Origin of the sequence: Pantoea endophytica, from assembly GCF_002858935.1 — a bacterium.
Lineage (GTDB): Bacteria > Pseudomonadota > Gammaproteobacteria > Enterobacterales > Enterobacteriaceae > Pantoea > Pantoea leporis.
Map to the genome: position 1 here is coordinate 326897 of NZ_PJRT01000005.1, position 18739 is coordinate 345635.

Here is an 18739-nt window from a genome sequence, read left to right on the forward strand (position 1 = left end):
ATCTTAAAGTGTGACAGGAATGTGATAACCGTCGCTTTTGTTAAGACTGCTTAATGGGTTAGCTTGCATTAGGTAAACGAATATCTGAACGTATGTGACTATTAATTACGAAGCGTAAAATAATGATGCGCCACGTTTAGGGAGAAGCGTTTACCGATGTTAATACCCTCCAAACTTAGCCGACCGGTCCGCCTTGAGAACACGGTTGCGCGCGAGCGCCTGATGCAAAAACTCGGCGCGGCGGGCAATTACCGTTTGGTGTTGGTGACCAGTCCGGCGGGATATGGCAAAACCACGCTGATCTCGCAATGGGCGGCGGGGAAAGCCAATCTGGGCTGGTATTCGCTGGATGAGGGCGACAATCAGCCAGAACGCTTCGTCGATTACCTCATCGCGGCTCTGCAGCAGGCAACGCAGGGCGGCTGCGCCTCCAGCGAAGCGCTGGCGCAGAAACGGCAGTATATTAACCTGAACGCGCTATTCGCCCAGTTGTTCAGTGAGCTGGCGGCGTGGCAGCAACCGATTTGGCTGATCATCGATGATTACCATCACATCACTAATCCCGCGATTCACGACGCGATGCGCTTCTTTCTCCGCAATCAGCCGGAAAATGTGACGCTGATTTTGCTGTCACGTAATTTGCCGCAGCTCGGCATTGCCAACCTGCGCGTGCGCGAACAGCTGATTGAGTTAGGCAGCCAGCAGCTGGCGTTTACCCATCACGAAGCCAAACAGTTTTTTGATTGCCGCCTGACAACGCCGCTGGAATCGGAAGAGAGCGGGCGTCTGTGCGATGACGTGGCGGGTTGGGCGACGGCGCTGCAGCTGATCGCGCTCTCGACGCGTCAGGGCGCGAGCTCCGCTCAGGATTCCGCGCGCCGTCTTTCCGGCATTAACGCCAGCCATCTGGCGGATTATCTGGTTGAGGAGGTGCTGAATAACGTGGATAGCGCCACACGACATTTCTTACTGAAAAGCGCGCTGCTGCGATCGATGAACGATACGCTGATCGCCTGCGTAACCGGCGAAGAACAAGGGCAGATGCGGCTGGAGGAGATTGAACGTCAGGGCCTGTTTTTGCAGCGCATGGATAACTCGGGCGAGTGGTTTAGCTATCATCCGCTGTTTGGCAGTTTTTTGCGTCAGCGCTGTCAGTGGGAACTGGCGGCGGAACTGCCTGCGCTGCATCGCGCGGCGGCAGAAAGCTGGATGCGGCTGGGTTTCCCTGGCGAAGCGATCCATCATGCGCTGGCGGCTGGTGATGCGTTGATGCTGCGCGACGTGCTGCTGCAATACGCCTGGACGCTGTTTAATCAGAGCGAACTCACGCTACTGGAAGATTCTCTCAAGGCGCTGCCGTGGGAAATTCTGCTGGAAAATCCAAAGTTAGTGCTGTTACAGGCGTGGCTGATGCAAAGCCAGCACCGGTTTTCCGAGGTGAGCAGTTTGCTCACGCGCTTTGAGCACTCCTGCAGCGAACAGATTGATGATGTGCTGCGCGGCGAATTCAACGCGCTGCTGGCGCAGGTTTCTATAAATGATGGCAACGCCGAAGAAGCCGAGCGGCTGGCGTTGCTGGCGCTCGACGCGCTGCCGGAAAGCCGTCAATACAGCTGCATCGTGGCGACGTCGGTATTGGGCGAAGTGATGCACTGCAAAGGCGAGCTGAGCAGTTCGCTGAAGTTGATGCGCCAGACCGAGCAGATGGCGCGCCGCGAGGAAGCGTGGAATTACGCGTTGTGGAGCCTGATTCAGCAGAGTGAGATTCTCTTTGCGCAGGGGTTTTTACAGTCCGCATATGAGATACAGGAGCGGGCATTTGTGCTGGTGAAAGAGCAGCATCTGACACAGTTCCCGATGCATGAATTCCTGCTGCGAATTCGCGCGCAACTGTTGTGGGCGTGGGGCCGACTCGACGAAGCAGAACAGGCGGCGCGCGAAGGGATAAAAGTGCTGAAAGGCTATCAGCCGCAGCAGCAGATTCAGTGCCTCGGTTTGCTGGTGCAGTGTTCGCTGGCGCGCGGCAATCTCGATAATGCCCGCAGCCACCTGAGTCGGTTGGAGAATCTGCTTAACAACGGATCGCTGCACAGCGACTGGATCGCCAATGCCGATAAGGTGAGAGTGATTTTTTGGCAGATGACCGGCGACAGCCAAAGCGCCAGTAGCTGGATGCGCCAGACGGTGAAACCGGAGTTTGCCAACAATCATTTCCTGCAAGGTCAGTGGCGCAATGTCGCGCGCGCGCAGATCTTGCTGGGAAATATGAGCCAGGCCGAAGTGGTGCTGGATGAGCTGAATGACAATGCGCGCGCGCTCAACCTGATGAGCGATATGAATCGCAATCTGCTGCTGTTAAATCAGATTTACTGGCAAACCCAGCGCAAAGCGGAAGCGCAGCAGGCGCTAACCGAAGCGCTGAAACTGGCGCGCAGCACCGGTTTCGTCAGCCATTTTGTGATCGAAGGTGAAGCGATGGCGCAGCAGCTGCGTCAGCTGATTCAGCTCAACACGCTGGATGAACTCGATAATCATCGCGCCAGACGCATTCTCAGCGAGATTAATAAATATCATCGTCATAAGTTTGCCCATTTTGACGAGGGCTTTGTTAGCCGCCTGATTAATCATCCCGATGTGCCGGAGCTGATCCGCACCAGCCCGCTAACCCAACGTGAATGGCAGGTTTTGGGGCTGATCTATTCGGGATACAGCAACGACCAAATTGCTGGCGAGCTGGATGTCGCTGCTACCACCATCAAAACGCATATCCGCAATCTGTACCAAAAACTCGGCGTGACGCACCGCGCGGAAGCGATGAATCAGGCGCAGTCGATGCTGCGGATGATGGGGTATGTTTAAGGCGGACAGCGGCTCGCGGTTCAGACATATTCCAGAAAATAATGTCCCTCTGAAGGGGAGCGGATATATGCAAACCCAGACACGCCCAAGTGCATACCTGCAATCAATAGGTTTTCTCGTGAAGCGCGCTCAAGAATTGCTCTTCGTGTTTGCTCTGCCTGGTCAGGATCGTAATCAAAGGCGATTGAAACTTGCGGATGGGCAATTTGAATATGCGGATAATGCGTAATATCACCCCAAATCAGTAATTTTTCATCGCGGGAATCTATCAGGTAGCCGCTGTGACCAGGCGTATGTCCCGGTAGGCTGACTGCGGTGATATCTTCAGCAATCGCTGTTTCTTCCGTAAATCGAACAGTTGAATAAGCTTCGAACGTGCGACGAAACAGCGAACCATTCATCAGTGCGCGTTCACTCAGGCTAGTTAATTTTTCATTATCCAGCCAGAAGTTTGCTTCTGCTTTGCTAATGTAGAGTGCTGCATTTCGGTAAGCGGGTCGCCCATTCTCATCCAGCAGACCGCCAATATGATCGGGATGTGCGTGGGTCAACAACACGGTATCAACCTCGTCAGGCATGATGCCGGATAAAAGAAGGTTTCGTCTTAATTCTCCACCGATATGATTGAGGTTTCCCATACCCGAATCGATCAATATTATTCGTCCCGCTCCACGGATGAGATAGCTATTAATTTGGATATCATCCGCTGCTTTTATTCCGGCGTGTTGCTGTATATTTACCGCTGCTTCAGGTTCTATTCCAGATAACAGGCTCAGGCTGGCTTTCATCACGCCATCACTAAGCGCAGTGACCTTATAATTGCCGATATCCCTTGTGCTGAATACGTTCGTCAAAATTACCTCGTCAAATGTAGATAATAAAAATAGAAGATGACTCTGTTTGCTTAATTAAACGTCGCATTACTTAAGATGTTGCGGCAATATTTATTGTGTGGCTATCATCATTCTCGACTGAGTTGTGACCGGAAAAGTTATGGACATTAAGTTATTGCGCTCTTTTGCTCTCGTCGCCGAACTCGAGCACATCGGTCAGGCAGCTGAGAAATTGCATATTTCAGCATCCCCTTTGAGCCGCCAGGTTCAGCAACTGGAAGATGAGTTAGGTGTGGCACTTTTTCATCGGGAAAAGAAACGCCTCTATCTCAGCGCCGAGGGCAAGCAGTTCCTGACAGAAGTGAAGGCATTGCTTTTGCACCATGATCGTCTGAATGGACTGGGTAAAAGTTTGAAGAATGGTCAGTCGGGCAGGCTTGATATTGGCTATGTCGAAGCGGCCATTCACTCACTTCTACTTCCTGAAAGCCTTGCCCGGTTAAATTGCTCGTCAAAAGTTGATATACAGCTCCATGCCTTACGCTCACAGGCACAAATCGATGCGCTAGCGAATCATGCGCTGGATCTGGCACTGGTTTATAACGAGCCGGAAGAGGATGACTGTTTTGCCTTTCAAAGCGTGTTAGTTGAGCCGGTGGTGCTGGCTATGCCAATAGAACAGGCAATTAGGGATCCCAGACCTGAGCAGTTACACATGAAGCGCTGGATCGCCGATAAGCAAAGTCTAAATACGGCAGTGTCCAACCGCTTGCTTGAGGTGTGTGAAGTGAGTGGGTTTACGCCTGATATTCGGCTTGAGGTTAGCGGACCACTGGCGGCGCTCTCCTGTGTTGAAGCAGGGCTGGGATTTACCTTTATTCAGCGAAGTCTTGCGCGGCTTGCTTCGTCGTCTGTCATTGTTGTTGAAGTACCCTGGCTGGCGCTGTATGTGAATCTCTATGCGATATGGCGGAGAAATGAGGCCAAACCGCTGGTCAGCCGCTTACTGACGGCATTGAGGGAACACGTTCCCTCTTGATGTTAATTTGATAGCCACTCATCGCGGGTTAATTCCCACAATTCATAATCGAGAACACCCGCGACATACTCTTTTTTGCCAGTTTCTATCAGACGCATGCCGGATTTACGTGAGATCTTCACTGAGCCTGTATTCACCGCCGCTTTTGGCACATGTAATACTTCGCGGCCCAGCGTTTTAAACCAGAAATCATTCACGGCGTTGCACGCTTCACTCATATAGCCACGTTGCTGCCACTCAGGTACCAGCCAAAATCCGCGGTTATCATTTTCTCCATCGCGCAGTTCGATCAGACCGATCAATTCCTCAGGCTTCTCCTGACGTCTGATACTCCAGCACCAGCCTCGACCTTCCTTAACGGCGGGCAACACCACGTTATCAACGTAATTCTGTGCGGCACCTTCAGGGTAAGGCCACGGCACGGCAGCATTGAGATAACGCACGATCTCCCAGCGCGGAAAGGCGATTTGCACCGACTGCCCATCACCGCTTTCCAGGGGCTTCAGGATTAATCGTTGCGTTTTGATTTCTGGCGTCATAGTTCCTCCCTAAGAAACGTCAAATTACTTCTGAATAGTAGAATGATCGCACCAGTTTCGCATTGAATTAATTCCGCCATCTGGTGAGGTAAAGCCAGCGCAGCCTAATATCGAGTCGAATAACTTCTCATGGAATACCGGCGTTTTGTCGTTCTGCAATTGCTGCAGTTTGGCAAACGACGCTTTGTTATTACTGTCACTTAAAAACTTATCGGATGCCCAAACCATAATTGGCACCGTGCGCTGCGCCATCGGCGCATGATCGCGTGGCGTGCCGTGGAAATGCAGGTTGTCGGAAATCGATTCTCCGTGATCGGAGGCATAAAACACGATGGCATTTTTATCTTTCAGGCTATCGAACGTCTGCTTAAGAAAATAATCGGTATACAAAAGACTATTATCGTAAGAATTTATCATCTCCTGCGTGCTACAGGCATCATCAATGCCCTGACACTCCGGTGTGTAACGCGCGAATGCCCGTGGATAGCGTTCGGTATACATATAATGTGAACCTTTGGTGTGAAGAATTACAATATGTTTACCCTGCGGATGGCGCTGAATGGAGTCCTGCAGTTCATTAATTAACGCCATATCATCCACCGGCTTACCGACATTACGCTTCTCCGCCTGAATAGATTCGCGCATTGAATAACTGTCGGCCATGACTTTGTTATAGAACCAGGCTTCGCTCTGCATGGAATAGAGATCTTCCGAGAAACCTTGCTTCTTCATCACCGTAAACACATTCATCTCTTTCAGGGTGCGCTGCGGAGCTTCTGAGGCACCGCCTTCTCTGACAAACATACAGCGCAGCGAGAGCTTGGTTGAGGTATCACAGGAATAACCCTGCAAGTGAACGAGGTTTTTCTCGTGATCGAGATAAGGTGTGTTGTCGCGATCGTAACCGTATAAACCCATATGATCGCGGCGGGCACTTTCACCAATCACAAATACGATATACAAGTTATCCGCATTTTTCGGTGGGACGTATTTAAAGTGTTCAGCGGGATCGTATAGATTACGGTTGTCTTCAGCCTGACTGAATGAACTGTATGCCAACAAGCCAACGCCTGATAACCAGTTAGACGGTGAATAAGTACCGGCCACAATGCCGCCGTAGCTGGCCATCATGCGGTTATTTTTCTTGTCCTGTTCATCCTGCACCTTGCCCATTAAATTCAACGGTAACCAGCAACCCAATGCGGCAATCACAATGGCGATAGTTTTATAAGACCAATAACGCTTTTTGCTGATATTTGAAACGGGTTTACTGCGCATTCCGCGCCAGATTAGCCATAGCGGAATGACGTTGATAATTACCATCCACAGCACAAAGTGCCAGCCAACGGATTCCTTAGAAAGATCCAGTGAATCGGTGGCTAAAACGGCGGCGATGATTCCATAACCAATATCAATATTAAAGAAAATCATGTAATAACTGGCCGTGCTGGAGAAAATCACCAGCATGGTCATCAATACGCGCGACAGATATTTTCCGGTTAATGAGGTTAACAACGTTAACAGCATCACCAAACAAAATGCAGCGATGACCTCAGTCACTAATGAAAGGGTATTATCAAACTGCAATTGCGTATAGCGGCGGATAAAAATCGGAATGTTAAGCAGTACGCCGATATAGAGCGAAATAAATGCCGGTAGATAAAACTGTTTAACCCAACCCTTTATAAACATGTGTTCCCCGTTCTTATAATAAACAACTCAATCACTTGCCTGAAAATTGACAACCTTAAGTGAGAGGGTGGATTTGGGGAACAGTTCAATCGTTGCTGGGCCTAAAGTATGTTATATTGTAACAAAATCAGGAGCTGACGCTTTTCATGAACATTAAAATCCAGCAAGCCGATCCCCACTCATCAGAATCCCAATTACTGGTTGAGAAGTTATCAGCCGAACTCGCCGTCATAACCGGCGATAACGGCAAAAGTCATTTCAACGCCCAGGAGCTCAACAATCAGCATTCTTTGTGGGTGCTTGCCAGAGATGAAGCGGGCAATGCCGTGGGCTGCGGAGCATTGAGACCACTTGCAAAACAAATTGCTGAAGTAAAACGTATGTACTCCGATCGTAGCGTGCCAGGCGTTGGCGCTGCGCTGCTGGAGTATCTGGAAACGTGGGCCAAAAGTATGGGATATTGCGAAATTCGGCTATCGACCCGCGTAATCAATAGCCGTGCCGTGGCTTTTTATCACCGTTGCGGCTACGCGCAAATCCAGAACTACGAACCTTACGTCGGAAGAAACGAATCGATCTGTTTTGCTAAAATGCTGTGAGTTTGACAACCTACCAATGGTAAGTTACTACTAGTAGCTTACTCATAACGGAGGTTGTCGCTATGCATGCTCTGATCGTTACTGCTCATCCGGACCAACATTCACACACGCACCACATCGTCTCGCAGGTGGCACAAGGAATTGCTGCTGGTGGCCACAGCTATGAAATTGCCGATCTGGCGGCGGAGCAGTTCGATCCGCGCTTCAATCAGGCCGATTTCGATCAGTTCAAAAGTGGTGCGCCATCGCCGACAGATGTGTTGGCGGAACAGCAACGTCTGGATCGCGCCGATGCATTGATTCTGGTTTATCCCATCTATTGGTGGTCGTTTCCGGCGCAGCTGAAAGGCTGGATCGATCGCGTTTTCACTCAAGGTTGGGCGTACGATGATGATGGCCAAACTGTGGTGAAAAAGCTCGGCCATTTGCAGGTGCATTTGCTGGCGCTAGGCGCGGCGAGCCAGCGCACCTATGTGCGTCGGGGCTATTTCAGCAGCATGCGCACGCAGATCGATGAGGGGATTTTTGGCTATTGCGGCGCGCCGGTGGTGACCAGCGAATTGCTGCTGCCAACCGATGAACATTATCCCGACGCGCATTACACGCTGGCAAACCAACTCGGACAGCGACTTTTTAACGTGAAGGAAATGGCATGAATCAACCCACTCGCCAGCGCATGACGCATCAGGCGCGTCGTCAGCAACTGATTGGCGTGGCGTGGAACCTGGTGCGCGAGCAGGGCAGCGATGCGCTGACGTTAGGACGCGTGGCGGAAGAAGCGGGCGTCAGTAAACCGGTGGTCTACGATCATTTTGGCACGCGCCACGGTCTGCTCGCGGCGCTGTATGAAGATTTTGATCTGCGCCAGAACGCGATTATCGAGGCGGCGATGCACGCTGCCGGTGCCAGCCTTGCCGAGCGGGCTAATGTGGTGGCGTCGAGTTACGTCGATTGCGTGTTAACGCAGGGACGTGAAATTCCCGATGTGCTGTCGGCGCTCGATAGCACGCCGGAACTGGCGGAAGTGAAACGTAAATATCAGCTCGATTTCATTGAAAAATTCCGCAGCTGGTTTGCGGAGGCAACGTTGCCGCAAGCCAGCATGTGGGGAATGTTAGGCGCCGCCGATGCGATTTCCCATGCGGTGGTGTGCGGTGACATCAGCCAGCAGCAAGGATTAGCCGAACTTCAGGCGCTGATTCTGGCGCTGGTGGAACGTCACCAGTAACCTTTTATCCAGCCAACAGGAACAACAGATGTCATTACGCGAGATTGATAGCGATTGCTGGCAACAACTGGAGACCGGCGCAAGCGAACCCGATGCCGGTTTTCACTTCTTAACACTCGCGTCGGTTGATCAACAGGGCAAGCCGCAGGCAAGGACGCTGGTGCTGCGCGCGGTTGACCGCGTCAAACGCACGCTGGAGTTGCACACTGATATGCGTAGCCCGAAATGGCAGGCGCTGGCGGTTAATCCAGACGTTACGGTTCTGGGATACAGCGCAAAAACGCAGCTGCGGTTGCAGGGAACGGTCGAGCTGCACGCCGCGCACAGCGCAGTAGCTGAAGCGGCGTGGCAACGATTATCGCGCCGGACGCAGCAAACCTATGCTGGCGCTGCGCCGGGAAGTGACATTGACCACCAATCCAATGATGTCGCTAACGCCGAGGATAATTTTGGCGTGTTGCTAATCCGAATTACCCAACTGGATTGGTGCCTGCTGGCGCGGGAAGATAATCAAAGAGCGTTGCTGAATTACACCGACGACGGCGCGCTAGTCAGCAGCAAATGGGTGCATCCGTAGCGCGCCAAAGCGCACCGCCAGTTTCTCGCCCAGCGGCGGCATCAGTAGGGTCGGCAAAGTGTAAGTCAGCAGCGCCAAACCGGTTGCCATGCTGCTGTAGCCAAGGCCGCTTTGATAATAGACCGGCAGATAAATCATCAGCGGCCAGAAGCTGAAGTTCATGCCAATCGAGCCCATTAATGCCCCGGAAAAGGCGCGGAAACGGAATACGGAGAAATCAAACATCGGATGTGGATGGCGCTTCTCAATCCATACAAATAGCAGCGCGCTCAGCAGTGTAAGCAGCAAAATCAGTTGTGCCGCGACGCTGTTCCAGCCGAGGCTGCTGCCCTGCGTAATGAGATAGGTGGCGCCGACCACGCTGAGCGATAAGGTAATCAGGCCGCTGAGATCGAGCTTTTGGGCTTCAGCATCGCGCGATTCGACCACATTTTTCAGCGCGAGGATCAGCGTCAGCAGCGCGATAAATCCGTGTACCAGAAACACCCATTGCCAGCTAAACCAGGCAACTAGCATGCCGCCGATGATGGGTCCGAATCCCAGCCCAAAGCCAAAGGTAATGCCCCACGCGGCGAACGCACGGCTACGCGCTTTGCCCTGCGGAAACTGGAACGACAGAATGGCAATCAGGCAGGTTAACATCGCGCCACCGCTTAATCCTTGCAGCAAACGTCCGACAATCAGCCACAGCGCATTGCCCGCCAGTCCGCACATCACCGATGTCACGCCGAAGGCGATAATGCTGATGATGAAGATGCGCTTGCGTCCATAAGTGTCGGCCAGCGTGCCGGTTGCCATTAACACCGCGGTGCAGGCCAGCGTATAGGCGTTCATGATCCACTGCAATTCGCGGAAGCTGGCGTGCATCTCCCTTTCCAGCACCGGCAAAATCACCGGTACGCTGGATATCTCCAGTCCCGACATCAATGCGGCCAGACAAACCGCCATCAGCGCCAACATGTTCTTCATACTCAATCCCTGCGATACGTTAAGAGCGTGCCAGCATGAAAGATTGGCGTGCGAGTGGAAATCTGCCTGCATGCCATATATCGTCAAGATCGTGCCAATTTCTCCGGTGACCTTTAATGCAAATGATTGCTCCGCTTCATGGCCATTCGCCTGCACCGTTCAACCGCCGACTGGTTTTGCTGGCGTATGAATGTCTGTGTACCTTTGAGTTCGGCATCGCCGTTGAGGCTTTCGGGCGTGCCGACGAAGTGTTCGGCCAGCCTTTATACGATTTGAGCGAGGCGTCGGTGGAAGAGGGCGTATTCGGCGCGCAAGGTGGCGTGCGGCTGGTGGTCGACGGCGGACTTGAGCTGCTGGAAGAGGCGGGCACTATCGTGATTCCCGGCTGGCGCAGCGTACATGAACCGGCATCGGATCAACTTATCGCCGCGTTACAAAAAGCCCATCGCAACGGCACGCGTATTGTTTCGATCTGTGCAGGCAGTTTCGTGTTGGGCGCTGCCGGATTGCTAAATGGTAAGCGCGCGACCGCACACTGGAACAGCACCGAGATTCTGGCGCAACGCTTCCCGCAGGTGCAGGTTGAGCACGGTATGATTTATGTTGATGAGGGCAGCATCATTACGTCAGCGGGTGGCGCAGCGGGCGTGGATTTGTGCCTGCATCTGATCCGCCGTGATTATGGTATTGAAGTGGCAAACCGCACCGCGCGCCGCATGGTGACACCGCCGCTGCGCGAAGGCAATCAGGCGCAGTTGGTTCAGCAGCCGGTGCCGCAGCGTGCGGCAAAAAATCTCTCGCCGTTACTTGATGATTTGCGTAATCACCTCAATACGCCGCTGGTGATTGACCAACTCGCCAGGCAAGCTGGCATGAGCCGCCGCACCTTTTTACGCCGTTTCCATGACGCTACCGGCACCACGCCGGGAGAATGGATGTTGAGCATGCGGCTGGAAAAAGCTTGCGCACTGCTGGAGAGCGGCAAGCTGAGCATTGATCAGGTTGCTGAACAGGCGGGATTTGGATCGCCAGAAACCTTACGTCATCACTTCAGACAGCGGCTCAACACTACCCCGACCAACTGGCGCAAGTCATTTAGTGAAAGAGGGGTAACACAATAGATTCCGTGGGTCGCCGTTAAAGGCGACCGTTTTACATTTAATTCCCGCGATAAGTCGAATAACCAAACGGGCTCAACAGCAGCGGAATATGGTAGTGCTCGCCGGTGCTTTCCATATTGAACTCGACCGGAATTTCCGGGAAGAAGGTTTTCTGGTTGTTCATTTTGTAATAGTCACCGGTTTTAAACACCACGCGATAGCTGCCTGCGCTGGCGGTTTTATCTTCCGGGAACAGCGCGCTAATCCTGCCGTTGCTGTCGGTTTTGCCGCTGGCTAATTTCACCCAGTTATTGTTCTGTTTCTGATCGAGTTCAACCTCAATACCCGCTGTCGGCGAGCCTGTTTGCAGGTTCAAAACATGTACGCTGAGCGGATTTTTTGGTGCTGCCGGTTGTGCTGCTCCCGCTGACAGGCTGGTCGCAATCAGGATGGCGCTGGCTGAGGTAAAGAGAGTTTTCATTAAAATATCCTTTTTAAGCAGGTGAATGTGCTGCAATCCTGGATGCTTCGACAACAAAATCATAATTGATAAGACTAAATGTGAAATTTCTGAGATCTGACGAGCAATCTACCAAGTGCTGACATCTTAGCGGGCATTGATGCAAACCTGGTTGCCATGAAGGGCGAGCATACGTAATGCAGGTCATTGTTGTTGTCACTCCCTCAGTGCAAATGGCGGTTAATTTAATTACCAGCGAGCGACAACTACGCTAATCCACCTCCGATTATTCTGAGTCATCTGTCAGAATTCTTCTCTAAAAGTTGTACCAGTTTAAGTAACATGTACATATATAATTTTGAGTCAGGCATTTATTATTAGCTTGCAAATGTAATTTTGTGGTTAATAAGCGAAGGGTAAAGCCTGGATAAGCGAAGCGGTAAATAAATTGAAGTTGATCAAGAAATAATCGATTATACGGATTTTTAGCTGGAAATAACCCTCCTGACATGGATAAATCTGTATTTAAGCGAAGCGTAAATACAGTATCAGGAGAGTGTTGTGCAGAAGTAAAACGATGTTAGATGTTTATTCTTTTGGGAAGAATGTTATTTGCGTCGGCTGATTTTCCCTCCTTTTCTTCCTGCTTCAATGGCGCGCTCCGGGTCGTTTTTGAAGTTACCGCTGCTAGCCTGACCGCCTTTGCGCCCGGCTTCAGCCGCGCGTTCCTTGTTCTCTGCGAAGTTGCCTGCACCACCACGACGTTGCGGCTTTTTTTCTTCCTCATCGGGTAGCTTCTTAGCGTCCGTCATTGGTTCTCCTCTTTTATAAATACCAACATGATGCAAAATAAATGTAGTGCCATTTTTTCCAGTTTCAAGCCTGGGTTTCTCGTAAGTCTTAATTCTAAGAGGCTTGCTTATGTTACTTCCAGTTAAATTTTCACTTCTCTCTAAATGTAACTACCATTAGTTACTTGCTTAAGATTTTTAACATTAAAAAGAAAGCTTCTCTAGCCAGATAATAAGCGAAGCGGTAAGCACATTTACTTATAACCTCAATCGCAATTCTTGCGCACATTACTTGCAGCTTGACGCTTGCTTGCTACGTTTAATTAATCTTCTTGTTTAGCCTAAATTAACGCTTCGCTTATTTTGCTCAATTAGCCTAAATGAGCTGATGTCATACCCATCAGGCAGCTAACTGTCGATGTTCTTCTCACTACCGGAGCAAATTGATGACCAAGGAATTTGTATATCTGGATTGGTTGCGCGATGCGCATGCGATGGAAAAACATGCAGAGCCTTTGCTGCAGGCAGCTACGCTGCGGCTGGAGGAGTTCCCGCTGTTGCAGGCACGTATGAAGCAATATGCACAACAAACCGCTGAACAGCAGCGGTGGGTGAAAGACGTTTTGAAACGCTACGACAGTAACTGGTCAGCGCTGAAAGACGCGTTAGGACGATTGTCGATCGTTGGGCAAGCCGCGAGTGATATGTTGCGCAATGAAGAGGGCGTGCGCATTGCGGTGAGCAGCTACGTGTTCTGTAACTATAAAGTGGCAACCTACACCGCATTACTGGCCGCAGCGCAACAGGCGGCGGACAGCAAAGGTATTAAGACTTTCCAGCTGATCCTGCAACATGAAATCCAGATGGCAGATTGGCTTCTTCATCAGCTGCCGGACGTGGCGAACGAGGCCATTTTGCATAGCGCGGTAGCCGCAGTCTGACGGATAACTATAAGTGGTCGGCAGCCTTGCTCTGCTGACCGCTCAATTTGGCTTGCAGGTTAAACGCTACAGAGAAACTAACTGTTTTCCCTTAGTCAAATTGCTGCAAATAATAAAATCAGGATCATTCTTTGCTATTTGTTAGCCTGGCGAGAACCTTTATTCTAAATTAAGTAAAAAAACCAGGCTTAGAATTTTATGTTATTCCCTATCAGTAAATGGAACTGATCAATGAAATCGATTTCAGCAAAATAACACTCCGCGTCTGATATTTGAAATGTGACCCTATCAATCATCGTCTCTAATGTTAATGAAATTGCTGACGATAACAGCAGAGATGCTGCCGATTAACGCCCGTAGCCTCTTCTGTTTTTTTTAAAACAACATTATTGTCTTCACTACTTTTCAATCAAAATCATTGAGGTTTCTAAATGGACGTAGTTCAAAGATTTTCACGTAATGTAAAGTTGCGAACCAAACTTACAATATCCTCTATGCTCAATATCGCGATGCTACTTTTAGTGGCGTTACTCGGATTAAATTCGCTGTTCTTAGCTGAAACCGGCGTTAACGGCATGATGAAAGACGATTATCCCACTATTGCATTGGGCAACCGATTAATTGATGAGATCAACGTAACGGTGCAGCAGCAGGCGCTGCTGCTGAGCCCGATTGATGCGCAACGCCGGACAACGATTCAGAGCAATCTTCAGGATGCCTCAAAGAAAATTACCGAAACCTACAAGCAGTTAAATAAGCTGGCTACCGATGATGAATCAATCGCATTTCTCAAGCGCGTGGAAGTGAGGCGAGCAGAGTTCCTTAAAGAGCGAAATGTATTCTTCGATTTAGTGAATAGTGATGTGACAAAAGCAGTGAATTTCTATTTTTCTACGCTTGCCTCAGCGCAAAGAAATTATATCGATGAGGTTGAGGGGTTTATTACCCTGCAAGAGCAGCAAATGGATGGCTCCTATAATAATTTTATGGCGTCATACGGCAAAACTAAAATTTCCATGCTGATTATTTTTGTAGTGGCTATTTTACTTTCAGCATTTATTGGCTGGATTATTATTCGCTCGATTACAGTGCCATTGAAAAAAGTGATCGCCTTTCTTGGTCGAGTGGCGGATGGCGATCTCAGTTCTGATTTTCATGAACAGCGAAAGGATGAAATGGGGCAGTTAATTAACGCCATCCAGCAGATGCAGGAAAAGATGTCGGATATTGTCAGCCATATTCGCATTAGCGCAGAACAGATATCCGGCGGTGCCAGTGAAATCATGTCGGGCACCAACGATCTCGCGGCGCGTACGGAAGAGCAGGCCAGCTCGGTAGAGCAAACGGCGGCCTCGGTGGAGGAGTTCAGTGCCACCATTAGCAACACGCGTAATAATACCTACGTTGCCGCCGATCTCTCCGCTAAGGCGGAAACCACGGTAGGACGCAATGCCAGCATGATGGACAACGTCGCCAGCAAAATGGCCGAAATCAATGATTCTGCCAGCCGCATGGCGGAGATCATCAACCTGATCGATTCCATTGCTTTCCAGACCAATATTCTGGCGCTTAATGCTGCGGTAGAAGCCGCACGCGCGGGTGAACATGGTCGCGGTTTTGCCGTGGTGGCGCAGGAAGTCCGCGCGCTGGCGCAGAAAACCGCCACCTCATCGCATGAGATCCGTAATTTGATTGAGGAGTCGTCCACCCGTATTGCCGATGGGCGCGATATGGTGACGGATGCCAATAAATTGATGAACGGCATGATGTCGAACGTGGCTGAGATGAAAGAGTTGCTGGTGCAGATCAATCAGGCCAGCAGTGAGCAGGCAGACGGCATCAGCCAAATCAACACCGCGATTAGCCAGATTGATATCACCACGCAGCAGAATGCGTCGCTGGTGGAACAATCGCTGGCGGCGTCGGCGATGCTGAGCGAGCAGGCGGCGAATATGGTGAATAGCGTAAGCGTGTTTACGCTGCGTCAAACCGCTTAATGCGAGGGTGATCCAGAACGGCATATGCGTTCTGGATCTTTTTTTAAATTGCCGGATATTCGCCGGTACCTTCTGGCCACGGCGTCAACAAATCAAAGCCGGTTTCGGTCACGGCGATGGTGTGTTCCCACTGCGCTGACAGCGAGCGGTCTTTGGTGACCACCGTCCAGCCATCGGACAGTACACTGGTGCCGGCTTTACCCGCGTTGATCATCGGTTCGATAGTGAAAATCATGCCCGCCTGTAACGCCAATCCCGTGCCTGGCGTGCCGTAATGCAGAATCTGCGGATCGCCGTGATACACCTCGCCAACGCCGTGACCGCAATATTCGCGCACCACCGAGAAACCGGCTTTTTCCGCTACCTGCTGAATGGCCGCCCCGATATCGCCTAAGGTCGCGCCCGGTTTTACCACTTTGATACCTGCCACCATCGATTCGTAGGTGATATCCACCAAACGTTTGGCGCGCACCGACGGCTGGCCAACGTAATACATGCGGCTGGTGTCGCCGTACCAGCCATCTTTAATGATGCCGACGTCTATGTTGACGATGTCGCCATCCTTGAGCTTTTTCTCGCCCGGAATGCCGTGGCACACCACATGATTCACCGACGTACAGGTCGTTTTGCTGTAACCGTGATAGCCAATATTTGCTGGCACCACTTTTAGCTCGTTTACCACGTAATCATGACAAATCGCGTCCAGTTGATCGGTGGTGACGCCCGGTTTAACGTACGGAGTGATGATCTCCAGCACTTTAGCGGCGGCGTGTCCAGCGGCACGCGCCAGTTCGATCTCTTCAGCGGTGTGCAGTTTGATGCTCATTACGCGATTCCCTGCGAGGTGAATAAAGGATGGTCGAGCAGTTGCGCTAAATCCGCGCCGCTGTCGCGTTCAACGCGCATCAGCAAGCGCGTCAATTCCTGATGATTGAGTGACGGATAAATCTCGGCCAGCATGCCGATCTTCATCCAGTGTTCCGCCTGCGCGTTGATGGAACGGCTCATCGCCGTGCTGGCGATGCGCAGATTCTCATGCATTAAGTCAGAGATTTTTACGATGCCCATGGTGCAACCTATATATGAATCGTATGTGATATGTATATAGGTTACCGTTTTAGGCTGGGATATGCAAAAAGGGGGTGAAGCCAATCCATGGCGGACAAAATCCTAAGGCGCCTTACTCAGACTTCGTTGGAGGACGACGACTTATTTTGCCTCCTTTCCGTCCCGCTTCAACGGCGCGTTCAGGATCGTTTCTGAAGTTGCCTCCACTGGCTTTGCCTCCCGCCTTGCCAGCTTCTTTCGCACGTTCTGGATCGTTAGCAAAATTCCCTGCGCCGCCTCTGTAGCTCTGTTTGTTCATAGGAAGACCTCTTATCAATGTTCCGTTAGATTTGAGGACTAGCTAGTCACGCTGCAATTTTAGTTCGCCGTTGCGTTAAAGCCAGGCCGTAAACGCCGATCATTGAAAATGATCATTAAGCGCGATGAAATTTGTCGAATTAATAGTGACCTTCGTCACAATTTACAATTCCTGACTATACTTCTGCCTTTTGGGTTTCAACCTTTGCGCTACAAGGCGCGTTCAATATGCAGGGAACAGGAATGGACACATCGCAGCAAAACAGTGACGACGATTCAGCGCTAAGTAATCTCACCGTTAAACAGCGCATCTTCTTTGTGGTACTCGTAGCGACAATGGGTGCTCTGGCTTTTGGTTATGACACCGGGATTATCTCGGGTGCCTTGCCGTTTATGACCTTGCCGCCTAATCAGGGCGGTCTTGACCTCACACCGTTCACCGAAGGTTTAGTCACTTCATCCCTGATCTTCGGTGCCGCGCTGGGTGCTTTCCTTAGTGGTTATTTCTCCGATCGCTTTGGCCGACGCATTACGCTGCGTTCTCTGGCGCTAATTTTTGTGCTGGGCGCGATTGGTACCGCGTTAGCGCCAAACCTGCACGTAATGGTGGCGATGCGTTTTCTGCTGGGGATTGCGGTGGGTGGCGGTTCCTCAACCGTACCGGTGTTTATTGCCGAAATTGCCGGGCCAAAACGGCGTGCGCCGCTGGTGAGCCGCAACGAGCTGATGATTGTTTCCGGTCAGCTGCTGGCTTATGTGGTCAGCGCGGTAATGAGTTTCACGCTCAACGATCCGCATCTGTGGCGTTATATGCTGGCGATGGCGATGATTCCTGGCGCGTTGCTGTTTATCGGCACCTTCTTTGTGCCAGCGTCGCCACACTGGATGGTGGCAGAAGGGCGCATCAAAGAAGCGAGCCGTATCCTGCACAAACTGCGTGAAACGCCGCGCGAAGTGAAAAAGGAGATGACGGAGATGCGCCAGCACGCTAAAGCGGCGCGTCAGGGGCCCTCAGCGCGTGAACTGCTGCAAGAGAAATGGATTCTTCGCTTATTATTGGTGGGCGCGGGGCTCGGCATTGTTATCCAATTCACCGGCGTGAATGCCTTTATGTACTACACGCCCGTGATTCTGAAAACCACCGGCATGGGCACCAACGCCTCGATTGCGGCGACCATCGGTAACGGGATTGTTTCGGTGCTGGCGACCATGGTGGGCATCAAAGCAGTGGGACGTTTTGGTCGTCGTACCATGCTGATGACCGGTTTGTCGGTAGTGATCGCCATGCAGCTGGCACTGGGCTGCGTGCTGCTGTTGATGCCACAGGACATGACGCAAAGCATCTTCGCGCTGGCGGCGATCCTGGTGTTCCTGTTCTTTATGCAGATGTGCATTTCGCCGGTTTACTGGCTGCTGATGTCGGAGCTGTTCCCGATGAAAGTGCGCGGCGTGCTGACCGGCGCTGCGGTTTCGTTCCAGTGGATCTGTAACGCGGCGGTGGCGTTTGCCTTCCCGCCGCTGCTCTCCGCCACCGGCAATGGCGCGTTCTTTATCTTTGCAGCCATCAACGTCGGCTCGCTGATCTTCGTAATCACTATGCTGCCGGAGACCAAAGGCAAATCGCTCGAGCAGATCGAAAATGAGATGCGCGAGCGGTTCAGCGAGCAGGAGCAGGATCAGCAAACCGCGTAGCGGCGCTTGAGAATTCCTGGTCACGGGAGGAAGATACGCATCTTTCACCGGGCCAGGA

At 51.4% G+C, this 18739-nt stretch carries 18 protein-coding genes and 1 pseudogene; 10 read left to right on the forward strand and 9 right to left on the reverse strand.

Annotated features, from left to right (window positions below; translation table 11 throughout):
- Positions 1–156 precede the first annotated feature (156 nt).
- The gene (gene malT / locus PZBJ_RS03950) at positions 157–2859 is read left to right on the forward strand and encodes an HTH-type transcriptional regulator MalT (protein ID WP_101761292.1); all 2703 of its coding nucleotides are present in this window, start codon (positions 157–159) and stop codon (positions 2857–2859) included.
- 20 nt (positions 2860–2879) lie between these two features.
- On the opposite strand, the gene PZBJ_RS03955 is transcribed toward malT, so the two are convergent.
- A complete protein-coding gene (locus PZBJ_RS03955) occupies positions 2880–3713 on the reverse strand; it encodes an MBL fold metallo-hydrolase (RefSeq protein WP_420818494.1) in 834 nt (277 codons plus the stop codon).
- A gap of 139 nt (positions 3714–3852) precedes the next feature.
- On the opposite strand from PZBJ_RS03955, the gene PZBJ_RS03960 reads away from it, so the two are divergent.
- Entirely contained in the window at positions 3853–4731 is an 879-nt protein-coding gene (locus PZBJ_RS03960; protein WP_101761293.1) for a LysR family transcriptional regulator, read from the forward strand.
- A gap of 2 nt (positions 4732–4733) precedes the next feature.
- Here PZBJ_RS03960 and PZBJ_RS03965 read toward each other — a convergent pair whose 3' ends face one another.
- Positions 4734–5270, reverse strand: coding sequence for a GNAT family N-acetyltransferase (locus tag PZBJ_RS03965; RefSeq protein WP_101761294.1), 537 nt, complete (start codon positions 5268–5270; stop codon positions 4734–4736).
- 24 nt (positions 5271–5294) lie between these two features.
- Positions 5295–6962 carry a kdo(2)-lipid A phosphoethanolamine 7''-transferase gene (gene eptB / locus PZBJ_RS03970; protein ID WP_101761295.1) on the reverse strand — a complete coding sequence of 556 codons (1668 nt, stop codon included), beginning with the start codon at positions 6960–6962 and terminating at the stop codon, positions 5295–5297.
- A gap of 146 nt (positions 6963–7108) precedes the next feature.
- On the opposite strand from eptB, the gene PZBJ_RS03975 reads away from it, so the two are divergent.
- From PZBJ_RS03975 to PZBJ_RS03990, 4 genes are all read left to right on the forward strand, one after another.
- On the forward strand, positions 7109–7561 hold the full coding sequence (locus PZBJ_RS03975; RefSeq protein WP_101761296.1) for a GNAT family N-acetyltransferase: 453 nt from the start codon (positions 7109–7111) through the stop codon (positions 7559–7561).
- Between the two features lie 62 nt (positions 7562–7623).
- A complete protein-coding gene (locus tag PZBJ_RS03980) occupies positions 7624–8217 on the forward strand; it encodes an NAD(P)H-dependent oxidoreductase (protein ID WP_101761297.1) in 594 nt (197 codons plus the stop codon).
- Positions 8214–8789 carry a TetR/AcrR family transcriptional regulator gene (locus PZBJ_RS03985; RefSeq protein WP_101761298.1) on the forward strand — a complete coding sequence of 192 codons (576 nt, stop codon included), beginning with the start codon at positions 8214–8216 and terminating at the stop codon, positions 8787–8789. Before PZBJ_RS03980 ends, PZBJ_RS03985 begins: the two co-directional genes overlap by 4 nt.
- A 28-nt stretch (positions 8790–8817) precedes the next feature.
- A complete protein-coding gene (locus PZBJ_RS03990) occupies positions 8818–9366 on the forward strand; it encodes a pyridoxamine 5'-phosphate oxidase family protein (protein ID WP_101761299.1) in 549 nt (182 codons plus the stop codon).
- Here the strand turns inward: PZBJ_RS03990 and PZBJ_RS03995 are convergent.
- Positions 9352–10335: pseudogene (locus PZBJ_RS03995) on the reverse strand (MFS transporter); the annotation flags it as partial. The gene PZBJ_RS03990 and the pseudogene PZBJ_RS03995 overlap by 15 nt on opposite strands.
- Before the next feature lie 116 nt (positions 10336–10451).
- Here PZBJ_RS03995 and PZBJ_RS04000 point away from each other — a divergent pair.
- Positions 10452–11456 (forward strand): helix-turn-helix domain-containing protein, encoded by a 1005-nt coding sequence (locus tag PZBJ_RS04000; protein ID WP_101761300.1) that lies wholly within the window; start codon positions 10452–10454, stop codon positions 11454–11456.
- Between the two features lie 37 nt (positions 11457–11493).
- Here PZBJ_RS04000 and uraH read toward each other — a convergent pair whose 3' ends face one another.
- On the reverse strand, positions 11494–11916 hold the full coding sequence (gene uraH / locus PZBJ_RS04005; protein WP_101761301.1) for a hydroxyisourate hydrolase: 423 nt from the start codon (positions 11914–11916) through the stop codon (positions 11494–11496).
- A 587-nt stretch (positions 11917–12503) separates the two neighbouring features.
- Complete coding sequence (locus PZBJ_RS04010) at positions 12504–12707, reverse strand: con-10 family general stress protein (RefSeq protein ID WP_064740224.1); 204 nt, start codon at positions 12705–12707, stop codon at positions 12504–12506.
- A 425-nt stretch (positions 12708–13132) separates the two neighbouring features.
- On the opposite strand from PZBJ_RS04010, the gene PZBJ_RS04015 reads away from it, so the two are divergent.
- Entirely contained in the window at positions 13133–13627 is a 495-nt protein-coding gene (locus tag PZBJ_RS04015) for a DUF892 family protein (RefSeq protein WP_101761302.1), read from the forward strand.
- A 431-nt stretch (positions 13628–14058) separates the two neighbouring features.
- On the forward strand, positions 14059–15624 hold the full coding sequence (locus tag PZBJ_RS04020) for a methyl-accepting chemotaxis protein (RefSeq protein WP_101761303.1): 1566 nt from the start codon (positions 14059–14061) through the stop codon (positions 15622–15624).
- A gap of 43 nt (positions 15625–15667) precedes the next feature.
- On the opposite strand, the gene map is transcribed toward PZBJ_RS04020, so the two are convergent.
- The 3 genes from map to PZBJ_RS04035 all read right to left on the reverse strand — a co-directional run bounded on the left by map (position 15668) and on the right by PZBJ_RS04035 (position 16990).
- Complete coding sequence (map, locus tag PZBJ_RS04025) at positions 15668–16450, reverse strand: type I methionyl aminopeptidase (protein ID WP_101761304.1); 783 nt, start codon at positions 16448–16450, stop codon at positions 15668–15670.
- Complete coding sequence (locus tag PZBJ_RS04030; RefSeq protein WP_008106304.1) at positions 16450–16692, reverse strand: ParD-like family protein; 243 nt, start codon at positions 16690–16692, stop codon at positions 16450–16452. The genes map and PZBJ_RS04030 overlap by 1 nt, the downstream gene beginning before the upstream one ends.
- A 112-nt stretch (positions 16693–16804) precedes the next feature.
- Positions 16805–16990, reverse strand: coding sequence for a con-10 family general stress protein (locus tag PZBJ_RS04035; RefSeq protein ID WP_101761305.1), 186 nt, complete (start codon positions 16988–16990; stop codon positions 16805–16807).
- A gap of 242 nt (positions 16991–17232) precedes the next feature.
- Between PZBJ_RS04035 and PZBJ_RS04040 the strand changes: the two genes are divergently transcribed.
- Complete coding sequence (locus tag PZBJ_RS04040) at positions 17233–18681, forward strand: sugar porter family MFS transporter (RefSeq protein WP_101761306.1); 1449 nt, start codon at positions 17233–17235, stop codon at positions 18679–18681.
- Positions 18682–18739 lie beyond the last annotated feature (58 nt).

What these genes read in the sequence shown, in the direction of transcription:
- malT (WP_101761292.1), top strand. Translation starts at nt 157, where the DNA reads ATGTTAATACCCTCCAAACTTAGCCGACCGGTCCGCCTTGAGAACACG.
- PZBJ_RS03960 (WP_101761293.1), top strand. Translation starts at nt 3,853, where the DNA reads ATGGACATTAAGTTATTGCGCTCTTTTGCTCTCGTCGCCGAACTCGAG.
- PZBJ_RS03965 (WP_101761294.1), bottom strand. Translation starts at nt 5,270, where the DNA reads ATGACGCCAGAAATCAAAACGCAACGATTAATCCTGAAGCCCCTGGAA.
- eptB (WP_101761295.1), bottom strand. Translation starts at nt 6,962, where the DNA reads ATGTTTATAAAGGGTTGGGTTAAACAGTTTTATCTACCGGCATTTATT.
- PZBJ_RS03975 (WP_101761296.1), top strand. Translation starts at nt 7,109, where the DNA reads ATGAACATTAAAATCCAGCAAGCCGATCCCCACTCATCAGAATCCCAA.
- PZBJ_RS03980 (WP_101761297.1), top strand. Translation starts at nt 7,624, where the DNA reads ATGCATGCTCTGATCGTTACTGCTCATCCGGACCAACATTCACACACG.
- PZBJ_RS03985 (WP_101761298.1), top strand. Translation starts at nt 8,214, where the DNA reads ATGAATCAACCCACTCGCCAGCGCATGACGCATCAGGCGCGTCGTCAG.
- PZBJ_RS03990 (WP_101761299.1), top strand. Translation starts at nt 8,818, where the DNA reads ATGTCATTACGCGAGATTGATAGCGATTGCTGGCAACAACTGGAGACC.
- PZBJ_RS04000 (WP_101761300.1), top strand. Translation starts at nt 10,452, where the DNA reads ATGCAAATGATTGCTCCGCTTCATGGCCATTCGCCTGCACCGTTCAAC.
- uraH (WP_101761301.1), bottom strand. Translation starts at nt 11,916, where the DNA reads ATGAAAACTCTCTTTACCTCAGCCAGCGCCATCCTGATTGCGACCAGC.
- PZBJ_RS04010 (WP_064740224.1), bottom strand. Translation starts at nt 12,707, where the DNA reads ATGACGGACGCTAAGAAGCTACCCGATGAGGAAGAAAAAAAGCCGCAA.
- PZBJ_RS04015 (WP_101761302.1), top strand. Translation starts at nt 13,133, where the DNA reads ATGACCAAGGAATTTGTATATCTGGATTGGTTGCGCGATGCGCATGCG.
- PZBJ_RS04020 (WP_101761303.1), top strand. Translation starts at nt 14,059, where the DNA reads ATGGACGTAGTTCAAAGATTTTCACGTAATGTAAAGTTGCGAACCAAA.
- map (WP_101761304.1), bottom strand. Translation starts at nt 16,450, where the DNA reads ATGAGCATCAAACTGCACACCGCTGAAGAGATCGAACTGGCGCGTGCC.
- PZBJ_RS04030 (WP_008106304.1), bottom strand. Translation starts at nt 16,692, where the DNA reads ATGGGCATCGTAAAAATCTCTGACTTAATGCATGAGAATCTGCGCATC.
- PZBJ_RS04035 (WP_101761305.1), bottom strand. Translation starts at nt 16,990, where the DNA reads ATGAACAAACAGAGCTACAGAGGCGGCGCAGGGAATTTTGCTAACGAT.
- PZBJ_RS04040 (WP_101761306.1), top strand. Translation starts at nt 17,233, where the DNA reads ATGGACACATCGCAGCAAAACAGTGACGACGATTCAGCGCTAAGTAAT.